We start from the raw sequence: 22552 nt of genomic DNA on the forward strand, positions 1-22552 counted from the left end.
GTGCGTGGCCGCCCTCAGGGAGATTGGGCCCGCCCGATCGTCAGGCTTGCTCGGCGATTCCCTTGCGGGCGAAGTCGACGGCCTCTGCGAGCAGTGCTTCCCACAGGGCGCGGTCGACTCGCGGCACCGCCACCCACTCCCGGAAGACCCTGCCTGCTGGTGCGAACGGCTCGCCGTCACCGCTGGCGATCAGCGAGAGGACCCGCTCGCGCGGCAGTTTCACCACCAGCGAGCCGAGCTTGTCGTCGTAGGACGCAAGGAACCTGCCTGCCAGCCGTACGCAGGGGTAGCCCATCATCGTGGCGCGCCCGATCGCGGGGTCGTAGAGCAGGTCGTCGGTGAGGTCGTCGTAAAGGTCGCGGGCGTCGTCCCCGCCGGAGGCATCCGACGGGGACGTGCCTTTCGAGTCTCGCGCCATCAGGCCGCCGCCGGCGGGGTGAAGATGCCGAACTGGTTGCCCGACGGGTCGCGCAGGTAGGCGAACTTCGGGGCGCCGGGACCGGGGTCGAGGTGCTTGCTGATCACCGAACCGCCGAGCTGCTCGGCGTCGGCGCAGGTGGCCTCGACGTCGGCGACGAGGATGTAGAAGACGGCGTGGTCGGTCACTTGGCCGCCCGTGCCGAAGAGACCGCCCATCGGGGCGTCGGCGCCGGAGGCGGTGATGTTGCGGTAGTCCATGCCGCTGGAGGCCGCGGGGCCGTCGGCGGCGAAGGTCCAGTCGAAGAGGCTGCCGTAGAACTTCTGGGCGCCGTCGGGGTCGCTGGTGGCGACCTCGAACCAGGCCAGGGTGGCGGGAGCGGGGTTCGTCATCGGTGTCTCCTTCCGCGTCGGATCACCTGCCGGGGCGGCGGGCTGAATCCACCGTCTCGCGGTCTCGCGACAGCCCTATGTCGGTGTTTGGCAGGGATCGCTCGGGTCGCAGTGCGGACGCCGGCGCCTTCGTGACATGGCCGTCGACCAGCGGCTCCGGGGCCGCACGCTGCGGTCGAGGTGAGGGGATGCGCTCGGCATGGATGATGCGATCCATCCGGAAGACGCGATCTTCCTGTCTCAGGTGACACCACGCCATCAGGTAGGACCCGTTGGGCCCGACAACCACGTGCTGCGGCTCGACCTCGCGGGTGGTCTCGACCCCACCGACGTCGATATAGGCGACCCGCAGCACGTGGTTGTCGCGTACGGCTCGCCACACGACCTCGGCGATCTCGGCGTCGGGCTCCGGTGCCGACTGCACGAGCAGCCGTACCTTCTCCGCGGCCTGCCACGCTTCCTCGACCGCACGGTCAGGCATGGCGGCCACGATCTTCTGCAGCGCGCTGCGGGCGTCCTTGGCGAACAAGACGTGCTCGGACTGGCTCAGCGCGACCGCAACGGCCGCGGCCTCGCGCGGCGTGAAGTTGAGTGGCGGCAGGCTCATCGAGCGGTCGAGCGTGTAGCCGCCTGCGCGCCCGCTCCTGGTCGCGAGCGGGACGCCCGCCTGGCCGAGCGCGCTGAGGTCGCGCTCGATCGTACGGACACTCACCTCGAAATGGGACGCCAGCTGTCGGGCCGTGCGGCCCCGCGACCCGGCGGCCCGGAGCTCCTCGACCAGTGCGTAGAGGCGGTCGATCCGGTTCATGGGCGGAACGTAGCCCAGCGCGCCGACAATCGGTCATGATCGCGCCGCTGATCGGTGCCGCGGAGCCCGCACCCGTCCAGGCGTCAGCTGTCGTGTCAGGAGCGTGTCAGGTCGGTGGCAGGCCGGGCACCGATGGTGGTCGCATGACTAGATCAGCGATTGCGGCTTCAGGGCTGCGGAAGGCGTACAAGGACAAGATCGTTCTTGACGGCATCGATCTCGATGTTGCCGCGGGCACGATCTTCTCCCTGCTCGGCCCGAACGGGGCGGGCAAGACGACGACGGTCAACGTGCTGAGCACGTTGATGAAGGCCGACGGCGGCACGGTACGCGTCGCCGGCCACGATGTGGCGACCGAGACCAAGGCCGTCCGCGCGGCCATCGGGGTCACCGGCCAGTTTGCCGCGGTGGACGACCTGCTGACCGGCCAGGAGAACCTCCAGTTGATGGCGGATCTCAAGCGTTTGGGCTCGGGCGAGAGCAAGCGGGTGGTCACCGACCTGCTGGAACGGTTCGACCTGACGGAGTCGGCGCAGAAGATGGCGGCGACCTATTCCGGCGGCATGCGCCGGAAACTGGATCTGGCGATGACCCTGGTCGGCAAGCCCAGGATCATCTTCCTCGACGAGCCGACGACGGGACTGGATCCGCGCAGCCGTCGCACCATGTGGGACACCATCCGCCTCCTGGTGGCCGAGGGCGTCACCATCTTCCTGACCACCCAGTACCTGGAGGAAGCCGATCGCCTCGCGGACCGGATCGCGGTGCTCGACCAGGGCAAGCTGGTGGCCCAGGGCACTCCCGCTGAGCTCAAGCGTCAGATCCCCGGGAGCCATGTCCGGCTTCAGTTCGCCAGCGACTTCGAGCTCGACGGCGCGCTGCGGGTCCTGACCGGCGCCACGCGCGGCGAGGAGGACCTGACCTTGCGGGTTCCCAGCGACGGCCGGGCGAAATCGGTACGAGCCCTGCTCGACCGACTCGACGCGCACTCCATCGAGGTCGAGGAATTCTCGGTGCACACCCCGGACCTCGACGACGTCTTCCTGTCCCTGACCGGCCGTACCAGCACAGAGGTGACTGCACGATGAGCAACGCGACGACCATGTTGGGTCGCAACTTCAAGCACACCGTCCGGAACCCGGTCACCGTCTTCAACTCGGTCCTGCTACCGGTCGTGATGTTGTTGATGTTCACCTTCGTCATCGGTGGCGCTTTCGACATCAGTGGCAACTACATCGACTACATCACGCCGGGCATGATCATCCTGACCATCAGCTACGGGCTGAGTGCGACCGCGTTGGCCGTGAACACCGACATGACGAAGGGGATCATCAACCGGTTCAAGGTGATGGACATCTCCCGCAGTGCCGTACTCAGCGCCCATGTCGCCTCGAGCATGTTCCGCAGCCTGATCGGCGTCGCGGCCCTCATCGGCGTGGCGTTCGCCGTGGGATTCCGGCCGGCGGCGAGTTTCGCAGAATGGCTCGGCGCCATCGGTCTGCTCGTGCTCGTCACGTTCGCGACCAGCTGGATCACCGTCGCCCTGGGGTTGTTCGCCAAGACTCCGGAATCGGCGGGCATGGCCTCCGTGCCGCTGATCATGCTGCCGTTCCTGAGCAGCGCGATCGTTCCGGCCGGCACCATGGGCCCCGGTGTGCGGCAGTTCGCCGAGTACCAGCCCTTCACGCCGATCAACGAGGCATTGCGCGGGCTGCTGACCGGTGAGCCGCAGGTAAGCAGCGCGATCGTCGCCGTCGCCTGGTGCGTCGGGGTCGCCCTGGTCGGGTACGTATGGGCGCTCTCCACCTTCAAGAAGCGAGCCTGACCAGCCGAGGCGCTGGAGTCGCCCACCCACAAGATCACGTACGAAGCAAGGGGAGAACCTGTCATGCCTACGTTCGCCACGCCAGGGCCTGTCGCCGCGACCGTGGAGGTCGCCGGTGCTCAGGTGCGGGTCACCTCGAGCGACCGGACCGACACCGTGGTGCTGGTCGAACCCCTCAATGCCGCGAGCCGGTCGGTCAAGGTGGCCGACAAGACCAAGGTCGACTTCGCCGGCGGTCAACTGTCGGTCAAGACGACCACCCCCGGGGAAAGGGGTGGCTCGGTCGCCATCACGATCGACCTGCCCGCCGGCTCCAGCCTGGCCGCGTACCTTGCACACTCCAGCGTTCAGATTGACGGCCCGATCGGCCAGTGTGAGGTGCACATGGCATCGGGTCAGGTGCAGCTGGATCGCATCGACGCGCTGCGGGCGAGCATCGCGTCCGGTGAGGTCGAGATCGGCCACATCGCCGGGAGCGCCAGCATCGACGGCGGGGCCTTCGCGATGCGGATCGGCGAGGTCGACGGCACGGTCGCACTCTCGAACTCGGGCGGGCAGGCCTGGATCGGCCACGCCTCGGCCGACCTCGATCTCAGCAGCGGCAGCTGCGATTTCGACATCGACCGCGCCGACGGCAACGTCACCGGCGAGACGGCCAGCGGCACCATCCGGATCGGCCGGATGGCCAACGGTCAAGCCAGGCTGAGGAACGGCTCGGGCAACATCGAGGTCGGCATCAGCGAGGGCATCGCTGCCTCCATCGACGTCAACAGCGAGCGAGGGGCGGTGCACAACTACATCTCCTCGCCGGGAGAGCCGGGCGCGGCCGAGGCCAAGGTCTCGGTTTTCGCCCGCACGCGGCACGGCGACATCACCCTTCAGCGCGCGGCAAGCTGACCCTCAGGAGGCGAGCGTGACCTCGACCAGCTGAGACCAACTCGACTGCGCACCCTCCTGCGTCACCTCGGCGAACCGTGCTTCGCCGAGGTGACGTCGCGCGTCCTGCTCGATCCGGGCCGCATCCGGTTGGGAGCGGTCCGGCAGCCCTCGTACGCCGACGCTGGCCGCGAGCAGCCGCGCCGCCTGTTCGTACTGGTCGAGGCGAACGGCCAGGTCCGCGACTCCGACGAGCATCTTGGCGATCACGGGTGGCGCTCCCGCCTCGGATGCCGCCTGCCAGGCAGCCACGCGGTGGGTACGGGACTCTCGCAGATCGTCGGCCAGATAGCCGAGCACGTCATGGATCTGTGCGCGGTTGTTCGCCTGCTCCGCGGCATCGCCCAGGAGGGTGGTCGCGTGGCCGAGTTGCTGGCGGGCACCGTCGGCGTCGCCGCGCAGGCGAGCAAGCTCCGCCTTGGCGAGCGCCAAGGTGACCAGCGCGTACGGCCAGGTAACACCCTCGGCGCTCCGCTCCGCGTCGGCGATGGCGGCCGCGCAGGCGTCGCGATCGCCGTCAAGCCAGTACAGCAGTGCCTGTTGGGTCCGTACCTCGATGACGTCCTCGACGGCGCCGATCTCGGTGAGGACCACGATCGCCTGTTCGTAGTACTCGCAGGCATCGGCGAACTCGCCCCGGATGGCGAGCTGGTTCGCAAGCTCGGACAGGGCCATCGACATCCCGAACCGCTCGCCGAGCGCCCTGAACTCCGCGAGCGCCTGCTCCAGCTGCGCCTCCACCTCCCGGCCGCCCTGCCCGACCATGGTCCGCATCTTGCCGGCCTGCCACCGAGCCATGGCGCGTACCCAGGGGTCAACGCTGTCCAGCAACGACTCGAACGCGGTCACCGCTTCCTCCGGTGCCCGCAGGAGGCGTTCCAGCGGGATCGCGAACTCCAGCAGCGGGTTTCCCTGCTGGCTTTGCTGGCTGAACCGGTACGCCTTGTGGATCCATTCCGCGCCGAGATGTTCGTCGCCCCGCCCGGAGGTCACGTAGAGCACGACCAGCCCGTACGTCATGGCTCGGGTGTCATCGGTCACCTCGCCCGGGAGGTTGGCGGCCGCGATCAGCAGCTCGAGGCCTTCGGTCCGACGCCCGCCGAGCCACCAGTACCAACCGGTGGCGGCCGCGAGCCGCATCGCCGCCTGGGCGTCACCAGCCGCGATCGCCGCCCGCAACGCGGCGCTGAGGTTGTCATGGTCGGCCTCGAGCCTGGCGAGCCATTCCAGTTGCTCGGCGCGGCGCAGGTGCGGCTCCGCGGTCTCGGCGAGCTCGGTGAAGTAGCCGAGATGCGCCTGCCGAGCCTGGTCGGTTTCGCCCGCTTCGGCGAGCCGATCCGCGGCGTACTCCCTGATCGTGGTGAGCATCCGGTAGCGCGGCGCGCCGTCGCCAGCGGTGACCAGCAGCGACTTCTCGGCCAGCGAGGTCAGCAACTCCAGCACCTGATCCTGCTCCACTGCCTCACCCATGCAGATCCGCTCGGCCGCCTCCAGGCCTGCCCCGCCCGAGAACACAGACAGCCGGCACAGCACCATCCGTTCGGCATCGGTGAGCAACTCCCAGCTCCAGTCGACCACCGCCCGCAGCGTCCTGTGTCGTGGCAATGCGGTACGACTCCCGCTGGTCAGCAGGCGGAACCGGTCGTCGAGCCGGTTGGCGAGCTGCTCGACGGTCATGGTGCGCAACCGGGCGGCGGCCAGCTCGATCGCCAGCGGCATGCCGTCCAGCGCCCGGCAGATCCGTACCATCAACGCCTTGGTGTGGTCGTCGACCCCGAGATCCTGGCGCACCGCGCCGGCCCGGTCCCGCAGCAACTGGACGGCAGGCGAGGATGCCACCTCGGCACGGCCGGCCTCGGTTGGCACCGCCAGTGGCTCGACCTGCCACAGCGCCTCCCCGGTGATGCCGAGCGGCTCCCGGCTCGTCGCCACGATCCGCAACCGCCGGCACTCCCCGAGCACCCGATCGGCGAACGCTGCCGCCGCCTCGATCACATGCTCGCAGTTGTCCAGGATCAGCAGCATCTCCCGCTCGCGGATCGCGGCGATGAACCCCTCGACCGGGTCCGCGCTCGGTGCCGCGCCGAGTAGCGCATCCCGGAGCCCGAGTCCGGTGAGCGCTGCCTGGGCCACGTCACCGTCGGCACCGCTGGCGGCGAGCTCCACCAGCCAGACCCCGTCCGGCAGGTCGCCGACCAGCGGGCGTGCGGCTTCCGTGGCCAGCCGGGTCTTCCCCGAGCCGCCCGGCCCGATCAGGGTGGTCAGCCGATGCTGCGCGACGAGTTCGCGAACCGCGGCGACATCGGCGTCCCTGCCGACGAAGCTCGTGAGCTCGGCCCGTACGTTGGTCCTGCGGTTCTCCTCCCGCCGCCCGAGCTCGCCCCGCAGCAACGCGACGTGCAAGGCCGACAAGTCCGGCGAGGGGTCGGCGCCCAGCGCGTCGGCCAGGGCTTGCCTCGTGCGCTCGTACACGAGCAGCGCCTCGGTTTTGCGACCGGCCGCAACGAGGGAACGCATCAGCGCGGCAACCAGCCGTTCTCGCACCGGATGCGCGGCCACCAGGTCGGTCAGCTCGGGGACCAGCGCCGCACCGTGGCCGAGGTTGACCTCCGCATCGAACCGATCCTCCATCGCGGTCAGGCGTAGCCGCTCGAGCCGAGTCACCACCGCGTCGAACTCTGCGCTGTCCTCCAAACCGACATCCTGCAGGGCCGCACCACGCCACAAGGCGAGGGCCTCGCGCAGCAGCCGCGTCCGCCGTGAGTCCTCCTCATTGCGAGCCAGAGCGACGAGGCGTTCGAACCGCAGCGCGTCGACGGCATCGGGGTCCACCGCCAACCGGTAGCCGCCCGTCTGCCCCTCGATCACACCTCCTGGCAGCGCCCTCCGCAGCCGGGAGGCCAAGCGTTGCAGGGCATTCGCCGCATCGGCGGGCGGGCTCTCACCCCAGATCCAGTCGATGAGTACCGACTTCGGGATGACGCGACCTGGGCCGAGGGCGAGGGCGATCAACAGTGCACGCAACCGGGCGCCTGGCACGTCGGCCAAGGCGCCGTCGTCCGTGCGAACCTCGAATGGTCCGAGCATCCCGATCTGCACGAGCGGATTCTCCCACGCCGGCTCGCTCCTGCCAGACATGCGGCCAGTTTCCAGTGCCGCCTTCAACGGCTGCTTTGCGGCGCCGGCGAGCTGACGTCAGGGATGCAGAATTCCAGCTCGACGGGATAGGGTGCACGGCATGTTCGCCTAATCTCGAGCGGCCCCATCGTGCCGCACCTGTCCGACTGCTCGGTCACACCGTGCTCGCGGTGGTGGCCCCAGTTCGTGACGGAGATGGCTGGTTCAAGCCTGTTGGCGAATCCGCCACGGCTCTACGCATCGCTGTGATGCTCTGACGCGAACAGGTCGGGGCTGACAGCGATCTCACACCCGGCAAGGCTCACTTCGATTCCGCGCCCGCAAGCTGACGGCTCAGCCTTCTGGGGTCTCCCTCACACCCCGCCAGCTGACCCCTGCACCTCTCGCGGCACTCGCGTACGAACGTGGGCTCCGAACGTCACAAGAGATGAAGCGGTGAGAATCGGCAGTGCTCAGACTGATCAGATATGCGTACGCCGGCGGCTACTCTGTGGTGGCAGTAGTAAGTTGCGCAGCTGTTGCGGCGTGCTTGGCTATGCTCCTGGCACTCCAGATCGGCAACGTTGTCGGTGCGGCACCACAGGTCGCCGAGGCTCAGAGCGGGGGATCAGCGGGCACATTCTTTGCCCAGGCTGCTGTCTTGGTAGCCGTATTCGCCCTTGACAGTGTGCAACCTACTTTGCTGCACCTAGCCACGCGTCGGACCGTCCTCAACCTAGAATGCAGGACCAGTGACCGAATTGTCCAGCCGCTCCTCGGACCACCTCGTGTCTCCCACCTGGAGGACCCGAGCGTTCAGGACTACGTCCAGCGAGCCAGGGGAATAGGTAGCTTCGGCATACGCACCGGCATCGAAGCCATTGGCCCACGGATCAGATCGCGACTCACCGCCCTGGGCGCAGCGGTGATAATCGGGTGGACCTTTTCTGTATGGGTGGCATCAGCGCTCCTCGCAACCACCTGGTTCCTCGAGTGGCACACCGCGCGACTGCTGATAGCGGAGTCCGATCAGCTGGCTGACCAGACCGAGGGGAAGCGTCGGTGCGGGTACATCTTCGACCTGGCCATGGATCGTGGCGCCAAGGAGATCCGCATATTCGGCCTGGCTGACTGGTTCAGGGACCGCCACCTGTGGCTGTGGAGCGAGGCCATGGCGCCACTTTACCGAGAACGGATGCGCGCCGCCGTGGCCACCCTCGCGGTGTACGGAGTGCACCTCGGGATGATGATCGCTGCCGTCGTCCTGGTCACCCGGGCGATAGAGCAAGGCAGCCTTGGGCTTGCCGAACTGACGACCGTGGTGGTGGCGATCGTCCAGCTCGGAATGTCGGCCGACCCTGCGGCTGCGTGCGGGGTGCGTCGCGGTCTGGAAGCTTATGAGGCGATGCTGGAGATTCCCAGGATGGTGTCGCGGAAGATGGTGCACGGATTGGAAGTCGCGCCACAGGACAGTCCAGACGCACAAGCCTCGGATTCACTGGTTAGCTTCACCAACGTTACCTTCAAGTATCCTGGTTCGGAAAACAAGGTACTCAATGGCCTGGACCTTGACATCAGACCTGGCGAACGCCTCGCACTGGTGGGAGTCAATGGTGTGGGCAAGACAACTTTAGTCAAACTTCTGCATGGACTCTACATTCCTGCATCCGGACGGATAACCCTAGGTGGGCACGACCTGAGCGAAATGAATGACGACGCGCTGGTGTCGTGGCAGCGGGGCATTGTGCCAGTCCCGCAGGAATTCGCCAGGCTCCCGCTGTCTGTTGTCGAGAACGTGGCGTTCAACTCGTGCGAACTTGGTACGCATGAGCTTGAAACTCTTCGAGGCGCTCTCGCAAAGGCTGGTGCTGGCAGCTTCGTCGAGCGCCTTTCCCGAGGTGGAAATACCCTACTCGACAAGGCATTTGAAGGTGGTGCCGACTTGTCTGGGGGCGAGTGGCAACGACTCGCCCTTGCTCGAGCTCTGTACGCTCTCTCGTCTGGAGTACGTCTGCTTGTACTCGACGAGCCCGCAGCCGCGCTAGATGTTCGGGCAGAGGCAGATCTGGTTGACCGATACCTTGAACTGACCAGGGGCGTCACTTCGTTGACCATCTCACACCGGTTCTCGGTCGTTCGAGGGGCGGATCGGATCTGCGTCATGGAGAGTGGCCGCATTGTCGAGTCTGGTGCTCATACGGAACTCATGACCAATGACGGGACGTACGCGCGAATGTTCCGGCTACAGTCCGACCGCTACCTCGAGGGAGCACAGTAGATGCTTGAATTGAGCCGGTCGTTGCTCGCGCTGCTGGCCCTCACCTTCAGGGCAGCGCCAGTCTTGGCGGCAGTGGAGTTCCTTTCGGTCTGCGCAGTCGCGGTAGCTGTTCCGCTTCAAACGTACGGACTTGCACGCCTGGTCGATGGACTAGCTGGCGGCAGGGGGAGCGGACAGGGGGTCCTGCTACTTGCGGCCGGTGTACTGGTGACCTTCGTGGGCAGAATTGCGTCGAGCGCTGTGGAGGCATCCCTGGAGGATCGGGTTGAAGTTGCGCTGACAAGTGAGCTCTTGAGCGTAACTACGTCCATCCCTGGGTTGAGCCACCATGAGCGTCCGGAGGTCGCGGATCGTATCGCCACGGTGCGAGAGGAGTCCCGCGATCTCAAGTATGGTCCAACTATGTTCGGCTCCGCGCTTGCCGTCGGCATGGGGACGGCAACCGTACTAGTCGTGCTCCTCACCATCCACCCGGTCCTGGTCGCACTCCCCGTCGTTGGTCTGGCCAGGGTCTGGGCTGCCGGGCGGGCCGGCAACCGGCTCCAGCGCTCCAACCGCTCGACAGCGCAGCATCATCGAATGATCGAACTAGTTACTGACTTTGCTGTGTCGGCGCGGCATGCGATGGAGGTGAGGGCGTTCGGGCTGCGGAGTTTCCTGCTCGACCGGCTTGGCCACCTGTACGACTTGCGTGATCAACCACGGTGGGCGGCAGAGAAGGACGCGGCTCGCACCGAGATCGCGGGGCGACTAGTTTTCTGCCTCGGATACGGTGCTGCGATCTGTTTCGTTGCCTGGCAGGTGCGTGCTGGGTCCATGGGCGCGGGAGACATTGCCTTGGTAGTTCTGCTTGTGCCCCAGGTCGACAGCGCCGCGTCCGGGTTGGCGAGCTCATCTCGGGTGATCTCGTGGATCTTGGAGATTGTCGCTAATCTTCGTTGGCTTCGACTATATGCGGAGAGTGAGTCTTGGAAGGGGGTTCGTGGCGCTACACCGCTGACGCTCCGGGACGGGATTGAGCTGCGTAATGTGACATTCTCGTATCCGGGAACTCCGGGGCCATCACTCAGAGACGTCAACTTGGCAATACCCGCCGGCACCACTGTCGCCTTGGTCGGCGACAACGGCGCGGGGAAGTCAACGATAGTTAAACTCCTGGCCCGATTCTACGACCCGACGGAAGGCTCAGTCCTGATTGACGGGACCGACCTGCGCGAGTACGACCCGGGTTCGTGGCGGAAGGTGATGTCGACTGGTTTCCAGGACTACGCGAGGTTTGAATTCACCGCCCGAGAAGCAGTCGGCCTGGGGGATCTCGCGAATATGGACGATCCTCATGTACTGACGAGCGCGCTGCGGCGAGGCGATGCGGCAACGGTAGTCGAAGGTCTGCCGTCCGGCCTCGACACCCAGCTTGGTACCAGGTTCACCGGCGGTGTCGAGCTATCGGGTGGGCAGTGGCAGCGGCTGGCCCTTGCACGATCCTTCATGCGAAGGCAGCCTTTGCTGCTCATGCTTGACGAGCCAACTGCTGCACTAGATCCAGAGTCGGAGTACGCGCTCTTCACAAGAGTCGTTGCCGCGTCTCGACGCACGACCGGGTCCAGCGGGGGCATTACGCTGTTGGTATCGCATCGCTTCTCGACAGTCAGGATGGCCGACATGATTGTGGTCGTCTCTGGTGGACACATAGTCGAGGTGGGTAGTCATGACGATCTCATGGCCCGCACGGGCCAGTACCATGAACTGTTCAACCTACAGGCGAAGGCATACCTTTGATGGTTTGCTCCCGCCAATCAGGTGGCGAGGACGGACGCTTTCGCCACGTCGCGGGCCTGGACCGCAGGCGGCGGCCGCGAACGAGCTCTGCCAGTTGGGCTATTCGCTGCCGCCGGCGCAGGACTGGTCCCAGTCTCTTCGCAGCAACACGCACACCGCCAGCGGAGCGCCGTTCTGTCCTTCAAACTCTTCGCTCCAGAGTTCGCCCGCATACCGCATGCCGATGCGCTCCATCACCGCACGCGAACGTTCGTTGTGACGGACAGTGCACGACACGACGGCCTGCAACCCGAGGACGTCGAACGCAAACGCCAGCCCGGCACGGCCGACCTCAGAGGCGTACCCGCGCCCCCAGAACTCGTGCCGGAGCGCCCACCCGATCTCGAGCCAGTTCGCGTGCGCCAGGAATGGGCGCCGACTCTCGTGCGCGACGCGCACCCACGGCTCTGCCGGAAGGTATGCGTAGATCCGACCCCAGTCCTCGTCAACCGGCGTGCGCGACAGTCCGCCCCGACCGACTACCTCGCCGCTCACCCGGTCGTACGCCATCCACTTGTGGACGCCTTGCAAGCGCCACGACTCGCCCATGGACTTCGCCTGATGATCCATCTCCGCAAGGCTCGGCTTCTCGTTGCCGTACCAGGGGCGCACCTCGTCGTCGCTGTGGACAAGCCACAGGTCCTCGGCATTGGCGGTGCCCACCGGTTCAAGCCGCAGGCGCCTCGTGAACCGGGACCCACCATCGTCGGCCAGTATCAAGTCCTCCACGCCGCCCGGCGTCGCTCGATCGTCCTCACCCATGTCGCTGGACGTTAGCGACAGCGCACAGCACACTCAACACCTTTGCCGGCCGGGGGACAGGTTGGCTGACGGGCCGACACGTGAAGCTCCGAGCGTTTACGCAGCGAGGATCTGTGCTGCTGCGTCGGTGAGTGCCCTCGCATCGTCGACTGATCGCAGAAAGCCCTGCCTTCGCCGGTATGCGACGATCGCCCCGAATGGCGCATTGCGCCGACGAAGCGGGAACGCAAACACTGCGTGGACGCCAAGGGCGAGCGCCGCCATTGCATAGCCGGGCCAACGAGCTTGGACTTGTGGCGTAGCGAGATCAGGCACGAGGACCGGTGTGTTCCGAAGTACGGCATGCACACCAGGGCCCTCGGCGCGCTGTGTTCTCAACTCATTGAGCGCTTCGCTGATGCTGTCGCAGCACCACAACATATGCCACATGAGTAACCCATCCTCGATGTCGATGCGACTGGCACAGATGCCGTCGACGTCAAGGATGCGGGCGCAGTCGTCTGGCGACACCACGCCGAGCGAGTTGGCTGGGCATTCGTCCAGTTGGCGAAGAAGAGTGGCCATTGGTGGACTAGGCATTTTTAGCCCCAGGCCCGCAAGGTGAACATATCGGAAAGCCTCTTCTGTGATCGACTTCAATGTCGCCGACCAGACTTCCCGGCACGCCAATGCGACCTTACTGCGACTGTCCGCAGCGTGTCTAGGATGACGGCCGCGCCGGTCCCGTACATCTCGCAGGTCAGGCAGGTCGGAGTCTCGAAGCCCGCTGCGGTGGGTCTGGTCGTACTGCCTGAGTAGCGCGCGGGCGCCAACGCCGAGCATTTCCTCACCCAACAGGCAAGGGGCGATCGACCGTCCTGGCTGACCGCGGAACTCGGAGTCGCTCGAGAGGCGCGGGCCCTGGATGTGTACCGGGGACTTGGCGCCGGGCTGGCGAACCGGCGGGCGAGTCTTGCCGTACTCGGTGGGAGTCCGGTCCCGGCTGTGCCGGACCACGCATAGCCACTCGGAGCGGCCGGTTGGAGGAAGTCATGACGCTCTCACGGTTTCGTCGACGGCCACTTGCCAGGCTCGCGGTCATGGTGATCGGGCTGTCGGCTGCTGTTCTGGCCGTTGCAGTCCCGGCGGTGGCCATTCCGCCTGGCGGTCCTGGCGACCCTGACAGTCCCGGGACGCCTGGTGTGCAGTGCTTGGAGAGGACCCGGGCGAGGAGCAGTTCGGTCGACCAGCGCACGACCTTCGGGGTTGAGACGGTGCGGTACTCATGGAACATCGAGCCGGGCTGTGGTGGACTGACGTTCTCGGTGAGCGGGCAGCCAGTTGGGCCGAAGGGGAGCATGCAGGTCAGCGTCCCGACCAGCAGATACCTGTCTGTCCGCGGCTCGCTACCAGGCACCGGATCCGGCGAGTGGGGCAGGCAGTTCGTCCTCGCCGGCCGGATCGTCATCTACACCGAGTCGAGCAACGGGGAGCTGATCGCGCACCCCGGCGCCTCGTCAGGGAACACGTCGCACGACGCGATGGTGAAGGAGGTCGCCGAGAGCGTCAAGCCGCAACATGTGAGTGGGTTCGAGGGCAAGGTGTTGGAGATTCACCGGATCCCTTCGGACCGGCAGGTGACTGATCTGCCGCCCTGGGACCATCTCGACCCTGACGAGAAGACCGACAGTCCGAGTGACGGTGACCGGACCTGGGGTGACCTCCGCGGCCTCAGCCACAGTCGCAGCGGCCGTACAGGTATCGCGATCGCGGTCGGCCAGGAGCGAACTGTCTACACGGTGACTCACGAGCTTGGCCACGTCGTGCTCTCGCTCGGAGCGCCGGAGCTCATGGAGGAGGTCGACCAACTCCGAGCAGCACAGGTCTTCGCACTCATCTTCGGTGGCGACACCGAGCCCGTCGGCTGCGATGACACGTACGCGCTCTCCACCGTCGATGAGTACTGGGCCGAGGGCACCGCGGCGCTCTTCGACACCAGGGAGGCGTGCGCCCCGCCGCCTGTCTTCAGCACGGAGTACACACCGTCGTTCCTGAGGACGGAGAACGTGCAGCTGTACGACCTGCTCCGGCGCGTCTACAACGCCGGCTGAGGCTGCGTCCCCGGCGGCGAGCTCTCCTCTCCTGCGAGAAAGGATTGGGCGGCGGGTACGAATCGACGCCTGGTGTGAACGCGCAGCAGGAGTGGTCCTTTCGCCTGGCCCGGCGCTCATGAGTCGCTTCCGCTACCCATCGACCCTCCGTGTTTCGGGCATCCAGATCACCGCACTCCGGTCAACCGGTGAAGGGCTCGAGGGAGAAGCGGCCCCACGCCACGAAGCCGGCCAGGGCCAGAGGGGCCAGGTTCCCCACCACGAACTTGGCCTCGTGACGCCGGATGCGTCCATGGACGTCGAGCCTGCGGTCGCAACGCGCCTGCGGGGGACTGCGGAAAGCGAATCCAGGAGTCTGGCATCCTCTCCAGAGGATGAAGGTGGCGGCAGTGTTCGCCAGGTTGGATCCGCCCTTTATCTCCCCATGGCAGAGTGCGCCCACGCCGTAGTCGAGGTGGCTACCGAGCTTGTGTCGCAGCTTTCGATACCCGCCGAGGCCACGGGATTTCCGCCCGTCCCCTTCTTCAATGAAGTGACCTGGACTCGCTATCCCGAGGGCGAGGGTCACATCACCGCCCATCGTGATCCTTCCGGGGTTGGCGGGGTGATCGCGGTGTTCACGTTGGAGGGCGGCGCTTCAACGTCGGTGGTGCCGGCGCGCCGTACTTCACGTAGTTCGGCGGCCTGGGACGGACGGCAAGGACGTCACGCGCCTGGCCTGCGCCGTGATCCAGAAGTGACCAAAAACTTGTCAGATAAGGCGTCGTGCGAAGCCGGTCTCTACCTGCGTAGCCTCCACGAGATGGATGACATTGCTGCGGCGCGGTCCGCTCTCGAGGCGTGGAGCGAAGCCGGGTTGGCTGTGATCTAGGTCATATACGGCGTGCGGAGGACGCGTCCGGTGTGCTGACATCAGGCGTCCGCCGCCGCGGGGCCATCGCTGTTCACGAAGCTCTCGGAGCTGTCCTTAGGGGGTTGTCTTTTCCGTGCCTGTGTTTGGTCCTGGTCGTCGACGCCGTGTCCCGAACCGGTATCTGCTGCATGCTCGCTTGCTGTGGCACGCAGCGCCCGGCATGGCGGCCGCCTGTGTGGCGCTCGCCGTGATGCAGGCGTGTGCGATCACGGTGGCAATGGTCGCGTCGGGCCAGTTGGTCGAGTCGGTCAGCGCAGCCGTTCGGGCGGGGATGGATTCAGCCGCGGCGGGCGAGTCGTGGGTGTGGCTGGTGGTCACGGTGGTGGTGTGGGTGGCGGCGCCAGTCGCAGGGGCGGTGTCTCGTGGCGTCGAGGAAGTCACTTCGGCGCGATATCTGGCCGCGTACTACGACCTCGTTGCCGACACGGGCGTGCGTCCGCATTCGGTGGCGCATCTGGAGGACCCAACGGGTGCGCAGCAGATGGAGTCGGCAGTCGATGCGTCGCGGGACTGGTTGTTCCTGAGCGGGATCGGCGGCACGTGGGGTGCACTGTCGAACAGGTTGAACGGTGTCGGCGCACTGATCGTCGTCTCCATGTGGCAGTGGTGGGTCGGCCCGGTCCTGGTGGGGTGCTGGCTCCTGCTGTCACGTGCGGTGGCGCGTTGGCGCAGTGCGGTCTTCGACGACATGATCGGCGAGACCGGTCTAGGGCGGCGGCGCGCGTCGTACCTGCAAGGTGTCCTGGGTGGTCGTGCCGCGGCGAAGGAGATCCGGCTGTTCGGGCTGGGCGGGTGGCTGCTCGACGGTTTTGTGGCCGTCTGTCGCGAGACGATGGCCATCGTGTCGTCGCGGCGCCTTCGCGGGGTCGGCGGCACGCTGCCGCCCCTGGTGGTGCTGTTGGTGGTGAACACGGGAGCGTTCGCGGTCTTGGCCGCCGACGCCGCCGCAGGCCAGATCTCGACCGGTGTGGTTGTCGCGGCAGTGCAAGGGATCTTGGGTTTGGCTGCGTTCGGGTCGCAGGGGGATGCGGAGACCGGGCTGGGACGCACCGCATCGTCGGTGGCTGCGGTCGCGGCATTTCGGGCGCGACTTGGCCTGCCGTTCCTGCCGGCTCCGGTGCGGGAGGAGTCCCGTGGGGCGGCGGCAGGCGTGGGCTCGGCGGGCGTGGGCTCGGCGGGCGTGGGCTCGGCGGGCGTGGGCTCGGCGGGCGTCGTCGAGTTGCGGGATGTCACGTTCGGCTACCCCGGTGTAGACGGGCCGGTACTCGCGCACCTCGATCTCACGATTCCGGCCGGGCAGTCGGTCGCTGTGGTCGGGGTCAACGGCGTGGGGAAGTCGACGATCGTCAAGCTCCTGTGCGGTCTGTGGAGTCCGCAGGGCGGGGAGGTCCGCATCGATGGGTTGGACCCGAGTGTCGACCCACAGGCGCGGCGCAGGATCTCGGTGATCTTCCAGGAGTTCGTACGCTTCGGCCTCTCGGCCCGGGCGAATGTCGAGGCGGGCGCGGGCTGGAGCCGGGTGGACGATCTCGATCGGCTCGCGGTCGATGCCGGCGCCGATCCCGTGGTCGCGGGCCTGGACGACGGGTGGGACACGGTGCTCTCGGCGGAGTTCACCGGAGGTACCGACCTGTCCGGGGGCCAGTGGCAGCGGATCGCACTTGCCCGGGCACTGGCCGCTGTCCGGGCAGGTGCGGGAATTCTTGTGCTGGACGAGCCGACCGCGGCGCTCGACGTACGTGCAGAGGTCGCGCTGTTCGAGTCCTTGCTACGGCTGCGGTCGGGGCTGACGACGATCCTGATCAGTCACCGGCTGTCCAGCGTTCGGCATGCCGAACGGATTGTCGTGGTCGGACCTTCAGACGCCGGCGGCGCTCGGGTGGTCGAGGACGGTACCCATGATGACCTTGTTGCTGCTCGAGGAGACTACGCCCGGCTCTTCGAGCTGCAGGCTTCCCGGTTCGCCGCTGCCAGGGGTGTCGCATGAGCCGTGTGGTGGATGCGGTTCGGAGCTTCTGGCGCGCCATGCACGTGCTGGTCACCTCGTCGATTCGGGTCGCGCCATGGCAGGCGGTGCTCTGCCTGGCCGAGACCAGTGGCGTGATCCTTCAACTGCTGCAGCCGCTGTGCCTGGCCTGGTTCGTTGCCGGCGCGGTCGCACACGACACGTCGCTGATGGCGCTCGCCGCCGGTGCGTTCGTGGCGCAGATCGCCGTCGGTCGGGCGCTGATCTGGTTGGGGATGAACGCCCGTGCCGGCCAGCTGGAGCGGGTGAGCTACGCCTTCGATGCGCGTATTGCCGAGATCACCGCATCGGTTCCGACCATCGAACACCTCGACGACCCGCACTATCTCGACCAGCTGCAGATCATGCGAGAGGAGCGGGGATCCCTCGGGCTTGCGGTCAACACACTGCTGAACAGCCTCAGCGGAATGGCCGGCGTCGTCGGCGTCATCGCGCTCGCCGCGACCGCTGACTGGCGAATGCTGCTGGTCGCCGTGGCCGGTGTTCCTGGCGTCCTCGTGGGTCCACTGCTTGCTCGTTGGCAGGGCCGGGCCGAGGCGGCCGGAGCCGAACGGGGTCGGCTGGCCGCGCATCTGATGCAGGTGGGTGGTTCGCCCGCCGGTGCCGGTGAGATTCGGGTCTTCGGGCTGGCCGACCCACTGCGTAGCCGGCTCGCCGCCGCCACCCGTGCCTGGTGGGCGCCGAAGGTGGGACTCGCGGTGAGAGAGTCTGCGGTCAACATCGCGGTGCAGGTGATCTTCTACGGTGCCGCAGGTGCAGTCCTGGCGTTTCTGGTCCGCGACGCCATCGCCGGTCCGGTCAGCGTGGCCGAACTCACCCTGGCCCTGCTGCTGGTCGGCCGGCTGCAGGGCGTGAGCGGCAGTCTGCGCGGCATCATCCACGACGTTGCCGCGATGACCCGTACCGCTGGTCGTTTCCTCTGGCTCGTCGACGAAACCGCGCGGATCCGGGCGGCGCACGCCGGCTGGGACACACCCCCAGCGACGCTCAGGGATGAACTCGTACTGGATCGAGTCACCTACCGGTATCCCAGGCACGAGCGCCCGGCGCTCGAGGATGTCTCGCTCACCCTGCCCGCGGGCCGTGTCATCGCATTGGTAGGCGAGAACGGCGCCGGCAAGACCACGCTGGTCAATCTGATCACCGGCATGCTCACACCAACCAGCGGAGCCATCCGGATCGACGGCGTGGACCTTGCCAGTCTCGACCCGGCTGGGTGGCGGTCACGGCTCGCCGGGGCGTTCCAAGACCACGTACGGTTCGAGTTCCACCTCCGCGAGACCGTCGGGATCGGCGACCTACCCGCACGCGACGACGAATCCGCGGTACGTCGCGCGATCCAGGCGGGTGCGGCCGAAGCCGTTCTGACCTCGATCCCACGCGACCTCGATACCCAACTCGGCGTCACCTGGCCCGGAGGGGTCGACCTGTCAGGTGGCCAGTGGCAGCGACTCGCCATCGCCCGCGGCATGATGCGCGGTACCCCTCTCATCCGCATCCTCGACGAACCCACCGCCGCACTGGACGCCGCCACCGAACACGAGCTTTTCGACCGCTACACCCAAGCCGCAAAAGCGGGGCGGGACGCAGGCACCATCACCATCCTCGTGACCCACCGCTTCTCCACCGTCGCCGCCGCCGATCACGTCGTCGTCCTCGATCGCGGACGCGTCATCGAGCAAGGAACCCACACCGAACTCATCACCCGCGGCGGCCACTACAGCGAGCTCTACGAGCTGCAAGCCCGCGGGTACCGCTGAAGCTGTCGGCGGAGATCCCGTTCGAACGCGCTCCGCCGGATTCACGCACGGACGTACGAACGCCGCTGGCCGTACGGCTACGTGGTGTGGTGCCCGCCGTTCTTGGAGCTCCCGCCTGGCGTTCTCTTGACCTTGGCCGGCGCCGATCAACTCCTCCCAACCGGGGGACAGGTTGACGCCATTCCGGGTGGCGGCGGCCTCCGCCGGTGCGGTAGTGGAGGTAGAGCGACGTCACTCGGCGGTCTGCTTGGGCGTGATGGGCGGTGACAGCGCGGCGAGCAGGTCGTGGTGGATCCGGCCGTTGGAGTACAGCCCACCCCGCTGGTCCGGCGTGATCCCGCCGCGGTGGTCGGTGAACGAGCCACCGGCCTCGTGGACGAGCAGGATCCAGGGTGCGTGGTCCCAGGGATGGCAGCACTCCACGAAATATGCGTCGAGCTCGCCGCGGATGAGTTCGACAAGGGGTAGTGGCGTCTGGGCCGGTTGCCGGGTTCGGGCCGGTAGCCGGTGGGCGAGTGGCAACGGGTGAGCGGCGACGAGCGCGTCTTCGATCGCTGCCGTCTTCGAGACCCGCAGCCGACGGTCGGGCCCGCCGGTCACGCGTTCGTACGCCCCGGTGCCGGTCTCCGCCCACCAGCGGACGTCCAACGCCGGCGCGTCGACGATGGCCACGATGATCTCGCCGCCGCTGTCGAGGGCGATCTGGATCCGCCAGTGCGAGTCACCGCGGGCGAACGCGCCGGTTCCGTCGATCGGGTCGAGGATCCAGGTCCGGTCGCCGGTTCCATCGCCGCCGAACTCCTCGCCCAGCACTCCGTCGTCGGGTCGCAGTTCGGCGAGCGCGTCCCGGAGGAGCCGCTCCACCGCTCGGTCCGCCTCGGTGACCGGGCTCGCGTCCTCCTTGGTCTGCGTGGTGACGCCTCGCTCGAAGTAGTGCCGCGCGACCACCGCCGCGCGGTCGGCAAGCGCGTGTGCCAGCTCGAGGTCGGACGATGCGCGGGTGACCGGTGCCGTGGCGGGCGGGTGGTTGGCGCGCGTGGACCGGGTGTTCGTGGCCTCGCGAGCCGCGGCCACCAGCGTCGGCCCAAACCACTGCTCGCGCTCGAGGCGTTCGGTGAGCATCGTCACCTGCGGCGCGATGTCGGCGCCGTTGGCCCAGCGCGCGCAGAGATGGTTGCCGAGGTTGCTCAGGTGGAACGCACTGCGCAGATCCGCGAGCAGGTCGAGGTCACCGACATCGGTGCCTGCGACGTCGAGGTAGCCGCGTACGAAGGTGGCTGCCCGGGCCACCGTCGGCCGCGCCAGCGACGCGGCGATCGCGATGTCGGCCAACCGCAGGTCCAGGTGCGCGAAGTCCCAGTCGACGACCGCGCCGACACCGCCGTCGTGCATCAGCACCTGGCCCGGAGCGAAGTCGCCGTGGGCAACGACCCGCGGGAACGAATCGATCGACGCCGCGCTCAGGCGTCCGTGCACGTCCTCAGCCATCCGCCGCAGCCATGCCCCCGCCGCACCGAACGCCCGCTCGAAGTCCGGCAGAACCTCCGCCATCGTCCGGCCGCCGCCGGGGCGCGGCACCGTGAGGAACTCGTCGAGCCGGCCCCAGCCCGGTCGTTGCCCGAGCCGAACCGCCGGCTTCGCGGTGCGCTCGTGGAGCTCGGCGAGCAGCCGACCGTAGCTGGCCGGATCCTCGACCGGGACGGCCGGGTGTGCGCCGTCGACCCAGCTGAACGCCACCCAGACCGAGCCGTCCACCAGCGTCGGTCCCGCGAGGACAGCCGCGACCGGCGCGCCCACCTCGGCGAGGGTCCCCAAGAGATCGCACTCGTAGGCGACCTCGGGCAGGAGCCGAAAGGGCGGCGACTGGCGCAGGGCGACCGGCGCGCCGTCCCGGTAGGCCCGCCAGACCTTGCTGACCCGGCCGCCGACGATCGGCTCGGCGTCCGGGCCGTCCAGCCCGAGCGCGGACACCACGTCGGCGGCGATCGATGCTGAGATCGCGAGCCACCTCCTCGACGGACCCGCCCACCCGAGCGGGTCCCACGATCGAACCTAGCGCCGCGGCGCCGGTCAGGATGCCGATGTCCGCACCGTAGAAGGCCAACGCCGGCCGCTCGCCGCCGTCCGCCCGCTCGTCCGGAGCGCCCGGGCTGCTGGCCGGCAGCAACCCGTGTCTCTCCCTGGGCTCCAGCTATCTCTGTTCGGCCCTGGTGGTGGTCAGGAAGTCCAAGAGTTCGCGGTAGAGGATCGAGCGGGTGCCGGTGAGCATCGCGACGTGCCCGCCGGGGCATTCGGCTACCCGTGGTGGTCGACGCAGCCGGTCGATGAGCGCGAGGCTGGCAGGTGGCGGCACGATGTGGTCGGCCCCGGCGACGGCGAGCATGATGGGCACGTTGAGGCTTTCCAGGCGTGCTGGTCGGCCGTCCACGGCCCAGCGGCCGTCGAGGAGGGCGTTGCTGCGGGCGTAGTCGACGAGGTCGAACAGCAACGCGCCGGGAATAGGCGTCTGCTCCCAGACCCACCGGGACAGTGGGCCGGCCGTCGCTCGCCAGGTCAGATCCCGTCGCCGGCGCCAGGTCTGGCGGGCCGCGCGCAGTGCGATGGGGCGGAGCCAGTGGAAGCTCTCCCGGATGAGCGGGGCGGGCAGGAGACCATTCCCATCGAGGGCGAGAGCGGGCGCCAGGCGTGGTGAGCGGAGGAACCCGCCCAGGCGGCCCGCGGCCGCCGTGTCGATGAATGGGGCAATCGCGGTGAGGGACGCCAGCCCGGCATCGCCGAGCGCCGCGTGCGCAGCCAGAGCCAGCGTGCCGCCCAGGCAGTAGCCGACCAGATGCACCTCCGGCTGGCCGCTGTGCTCGCGGACTGCCTGCTCGGCCAGCATTAGCGTGGCGACGTAGGCGTCGAACCCGCAGCCTTCCTCGGCGGGTCCTGGGACTCCCCAGTCGAGCAGGTACACGTCATGGCCCGCGCCCCGGAGCGCGGCGATCAGGCTGTGACCCGGCGCCAGGTCGAGCACCCAGGAGCGGGTGACCAGCGAATGCACCACGAGGACAGGTGGGCCGGGTGCACGATGTTCGCTCATGTAGCGCCGGAGCACTGCCGGACCGGACCGCCACACCACCGAGGAAGGAGTGGCCGGCACACTCGCACGGGATAGCCCAGCGGCAATTTCGACGACATGAGGCCAGGCCGCCAGCGCTGCCAGCAGGCGCGCACAACCCGCCCGAAACCACCGACCAACGCGGGCGATCCGGTTGGCTCGCAGCAGACCCCGGTCTGTTGAGGTGAGATGCCGCCAAGAGACCCCCGACAAGGCGACCAGACTCGCCGCGACGAGCATCGCCGCAACGGCGACCACTACCCAGCGCATGGGACATCACCCCTCCCGACCATGGATGTTCCTCCTGCG

The 22552-nt window shown here is 67.6% G+C and carries 17 protein-coding genes; 9 read left to right on the plus strand and 8 right to left on the minus strand.

Features of this window, described 5'->3' with window-relative positions:
- Window positions 1-40: 40 nt before the first annotated feature.
- From ABNF93_RS18600 to ABNF93_RS18610, 3 genes are read right to left on the minus strand one after another with little or no spacing between them, the layout of a single operon-like run.
- Complete coding sequence (locus ABNF93_RS18600; RefSeq protein ID WP_349329336.1) at window positions 41-418, minus strand: hypothetical protein; 378 nt, start codon at window positions 416-418, stop codon at window positions 41-43.
- Window positions 418-810 carry a VOC family protein gene (locus ABNF93_RS18605; protein WP_349329337.1) on the minus strand — a complete coding sequence of 131 codons (393 nt, stop codon included), beginning with the start codon at window positions 808-810 and terminating at the stop codon, window positions 418-420. Before ABNF93_RS18605 ends, ABNF93_RS18600 begins: the two co-directional genes overlap by 1 nt.
- Before the next feature lie 22 nt (window positions 811-832).
- Window positions 833-1618, minus strand: coding sequence for a helix-turn-helix transcriptional regulator (locus ABNF93_RS18610; RefSeq protein ID WP_349329338.1), 786 nt, complete (start codon window positions 1616-1618; stop codon window positions 833-835).
- A gap of 143 nt (window positions 1619-1761) precedes the next feature.
- On the opposite strand from ABNF93_RS18610, the gene ABNF93_RS18615 reads away from it, so the two are divergent.
- From ABNF93_RS18615 to ABNF93_RS18625, 3 genes are all read left to right on the plus strand, one after another.
- Window positions 1762-2706, plus strand: a complete 945-nt coding sequence (locus tag ABNF93_RS18615) for an ATP-binding cassette domain-containing protein (RefSeq protein ID WP_349329339.1) — start codon at window positions 1762-1764, stop codon at window positions 2704-2706.
- The gene (locus ABNF93_RS18620) at window positions 2703-3443 is read left to right on the plus strand and encodes an ABC transporter permease (RefSeq protein ID WP_349329340.1); all 741 of its coding nucleotides are present in this window, start codon (window positions 2703-2705) and stop codon (window positions 3441-3443) included. Before ABNF93_RS18615 ends, ABNF93_RS18620 begins: the two co-directional genes overlap by 4 nt.
- Before the next feature lie 63 nt (window positions 3444-3506).
- Entirely contained in the window at window positions 3507-4340 is an 834-nt protein-coding gene (locus tag ABNF93_RS18625; protein ID WP_349329341.1) for a DUF4097 family beta strand repeat-containing protein, read from the plus strand.
- Window positions 4341-4343: 3 nt separating this feature from the next.
- On the opposite strand, the gene ABNF93_RS18630 is transcribed toward ABNF93_RS18625, so the two are convergent.
- Window positions 4344-7517, minus strand: a complete 3174-nt coding sequence (locus tag ABNF93_RS18630; RefSeq protein WP_349329342.1) for an AfsR/SARP family transcriptional regulator — start codon at window positions 7515-7517, stop codon at window positions 4344-4346.
- Between the two features lie 448 nt (window positions 7518-7965).
- Here ABNF93_RS18630 and ABNF93_RS18635 point away from each other — a divergent pair, with 448 nt between their 5' ends.
- Together ABNF93_RS18635 and ABNF93_RS18640 are read left to right on the plus strand one after the other, a co-directional pair.
- A complete protein-coding gene (locus ABNF93_RS18635; protein WP_349329343.1) occupies window positions 7966-9774 on the plus strand; it encodes an ATP-binding cassette domain-containing protein in 1809 nt (602 codons plus the stop codon).
- Complete coding sequence (locus ABNF93_RS18640) at window positions 9775-11553, plus strand: ABC transporter ATP-binding protein (protein ID WP_349329344.1); 1779 nt, start codon at window positions 9775-9777, stop codon at window positions 11551-11553.
- A gap of 99 nt (window positions 11554-11652) precedes the next feature.
- Here ABNF93_RS18640 and ABNF93_RS18645 read toward each other — a convergent pair whose 3' ends face one another.
- Together ABNF93_RS18645 and ABNF93_RS18650 are read right to left on the minus strand one after the other, a co-directional pair.
- Window positions 11653-12354: a GNAT family N-acetyltransferase gene (locus ABNF93_RS18645; RefSeq protein WP_349329345.1), complete on the minus strand. Its 702-nt coding sequence runs from the start codon at window positions 12352-12354 to the stop codon at window positions 11653-11655.
- 96 nt (window positions 12355-12450) lie between these two features.
- Entirely contained in the window at window positions 12451-12918 is a 468-nt protein-coding gene (locus ABNF93_RS18650; RefSeq protein WP_349329346.1) for a GAF domain-containing protein, read from the minus strand.
- Window positions 12919-13607: 689 nt separating this feature from the next.
- Between ABNF93_RS18650 and ABNF93_RS18655 the strand changes: the two genes are divergently transcribed.
- The 4 genes from ABNF93_RS18655 (at window position 13608) to ABNF93_RS18670 (ending at window position 19143) form a co-directional block, all read left to right on the plus strand.
- Entirely contained in the window at window positions 13608-14444 is an 837-nt protein-coding gene (locus ABNF93_RS18655; RefSeq protein ID WP_349329347.1) for a hypothetical protein, read from the plus strand.
- Window positions 14445-14736: 292 nt separating this feature from the next.
- Window positions 14737-15315, plus strand: coding sequence for a hypothetical protein (locus ABNF93_RS18660; RefSeq protein WP_349329348.1), 579 nt, complete (start codon window positions 14737-14739; stop codon window positions 15313-15315).
- A 178-nt stretch (window positions 15316-15493) separates the two neighbouring features.
- A complete protein-coding gene (locus ABNF93_RS18665) occupies window positions 15494-17344 on the plus strand; it encodes an ATP-binding cassette domain-containing protein (protein WP_349329349.1) in 1851 nt (616 codons plus the stop codon).
- Window positions 17341-19143 carry an ABC transporter ATP-binding protein gene (locus ABNF93_RS18670; protein ID WP_349329350.1) on the plus strand — a complete coding sequence of 601 codons (1803 nt, stop codon included), beginning with the start codon at window positions 17341-17343 and terminating at the stop codon, window positions 19141-19143. The genes ABNF93_RS18665 and ABNF93_RS18670 overlap by 4 nt, the downstream gene beginning before the upstream one ends.
- Before the next feature lie 231 nt (window positions 19144-19374).
- On the opposite strand, the gene ABNF93_RS18675 is transcribed toward ABNF93_RS18670, so the two are convergent.
- Both ABNF93_RS18675 and ABNF93_RS18680 read right to left on the minus strand, forming a co-directional pair.
- Window positions 19375-21117 carry an inositol monophosphatase family protein gene (locus tag ABNF93_RS18675; RefSeq protein WP_349329351.1) on the minus strand — a complete coding sequence of 581 codons (1743 nt, stop codon included), beginning with the start codon at window positions 21115-21117 and terminating at the stop codon, window positions 19375-19377.
- A gap of 217 nt (window positions 21118-21334) precedes the next feature.
- Complete coding sequence (locus ABNF93_RS18680; RefSeq protein WP_349329352.1) at window positions 21335-22513, minus strand: alpha/beta fold hydrolase; 1179 nt, start codon at window positions 22511-22513, stop codon at window positions 21335-21337.
- Window positions 22514-22552: the final 39 nt, after the last annotated feature.

Origin of the sequence: Actinopolymorpha sp. B9G3 (assembly GCF_040120725.1) — a bacterium.
In the GTDB taxonomy this organism is placed as follows: domain Bacteria; phylum Actinomycetota; class Actinomycetes; order Propionibacteriales; family Actinopolymorphaceae; genus Thermasporomyces.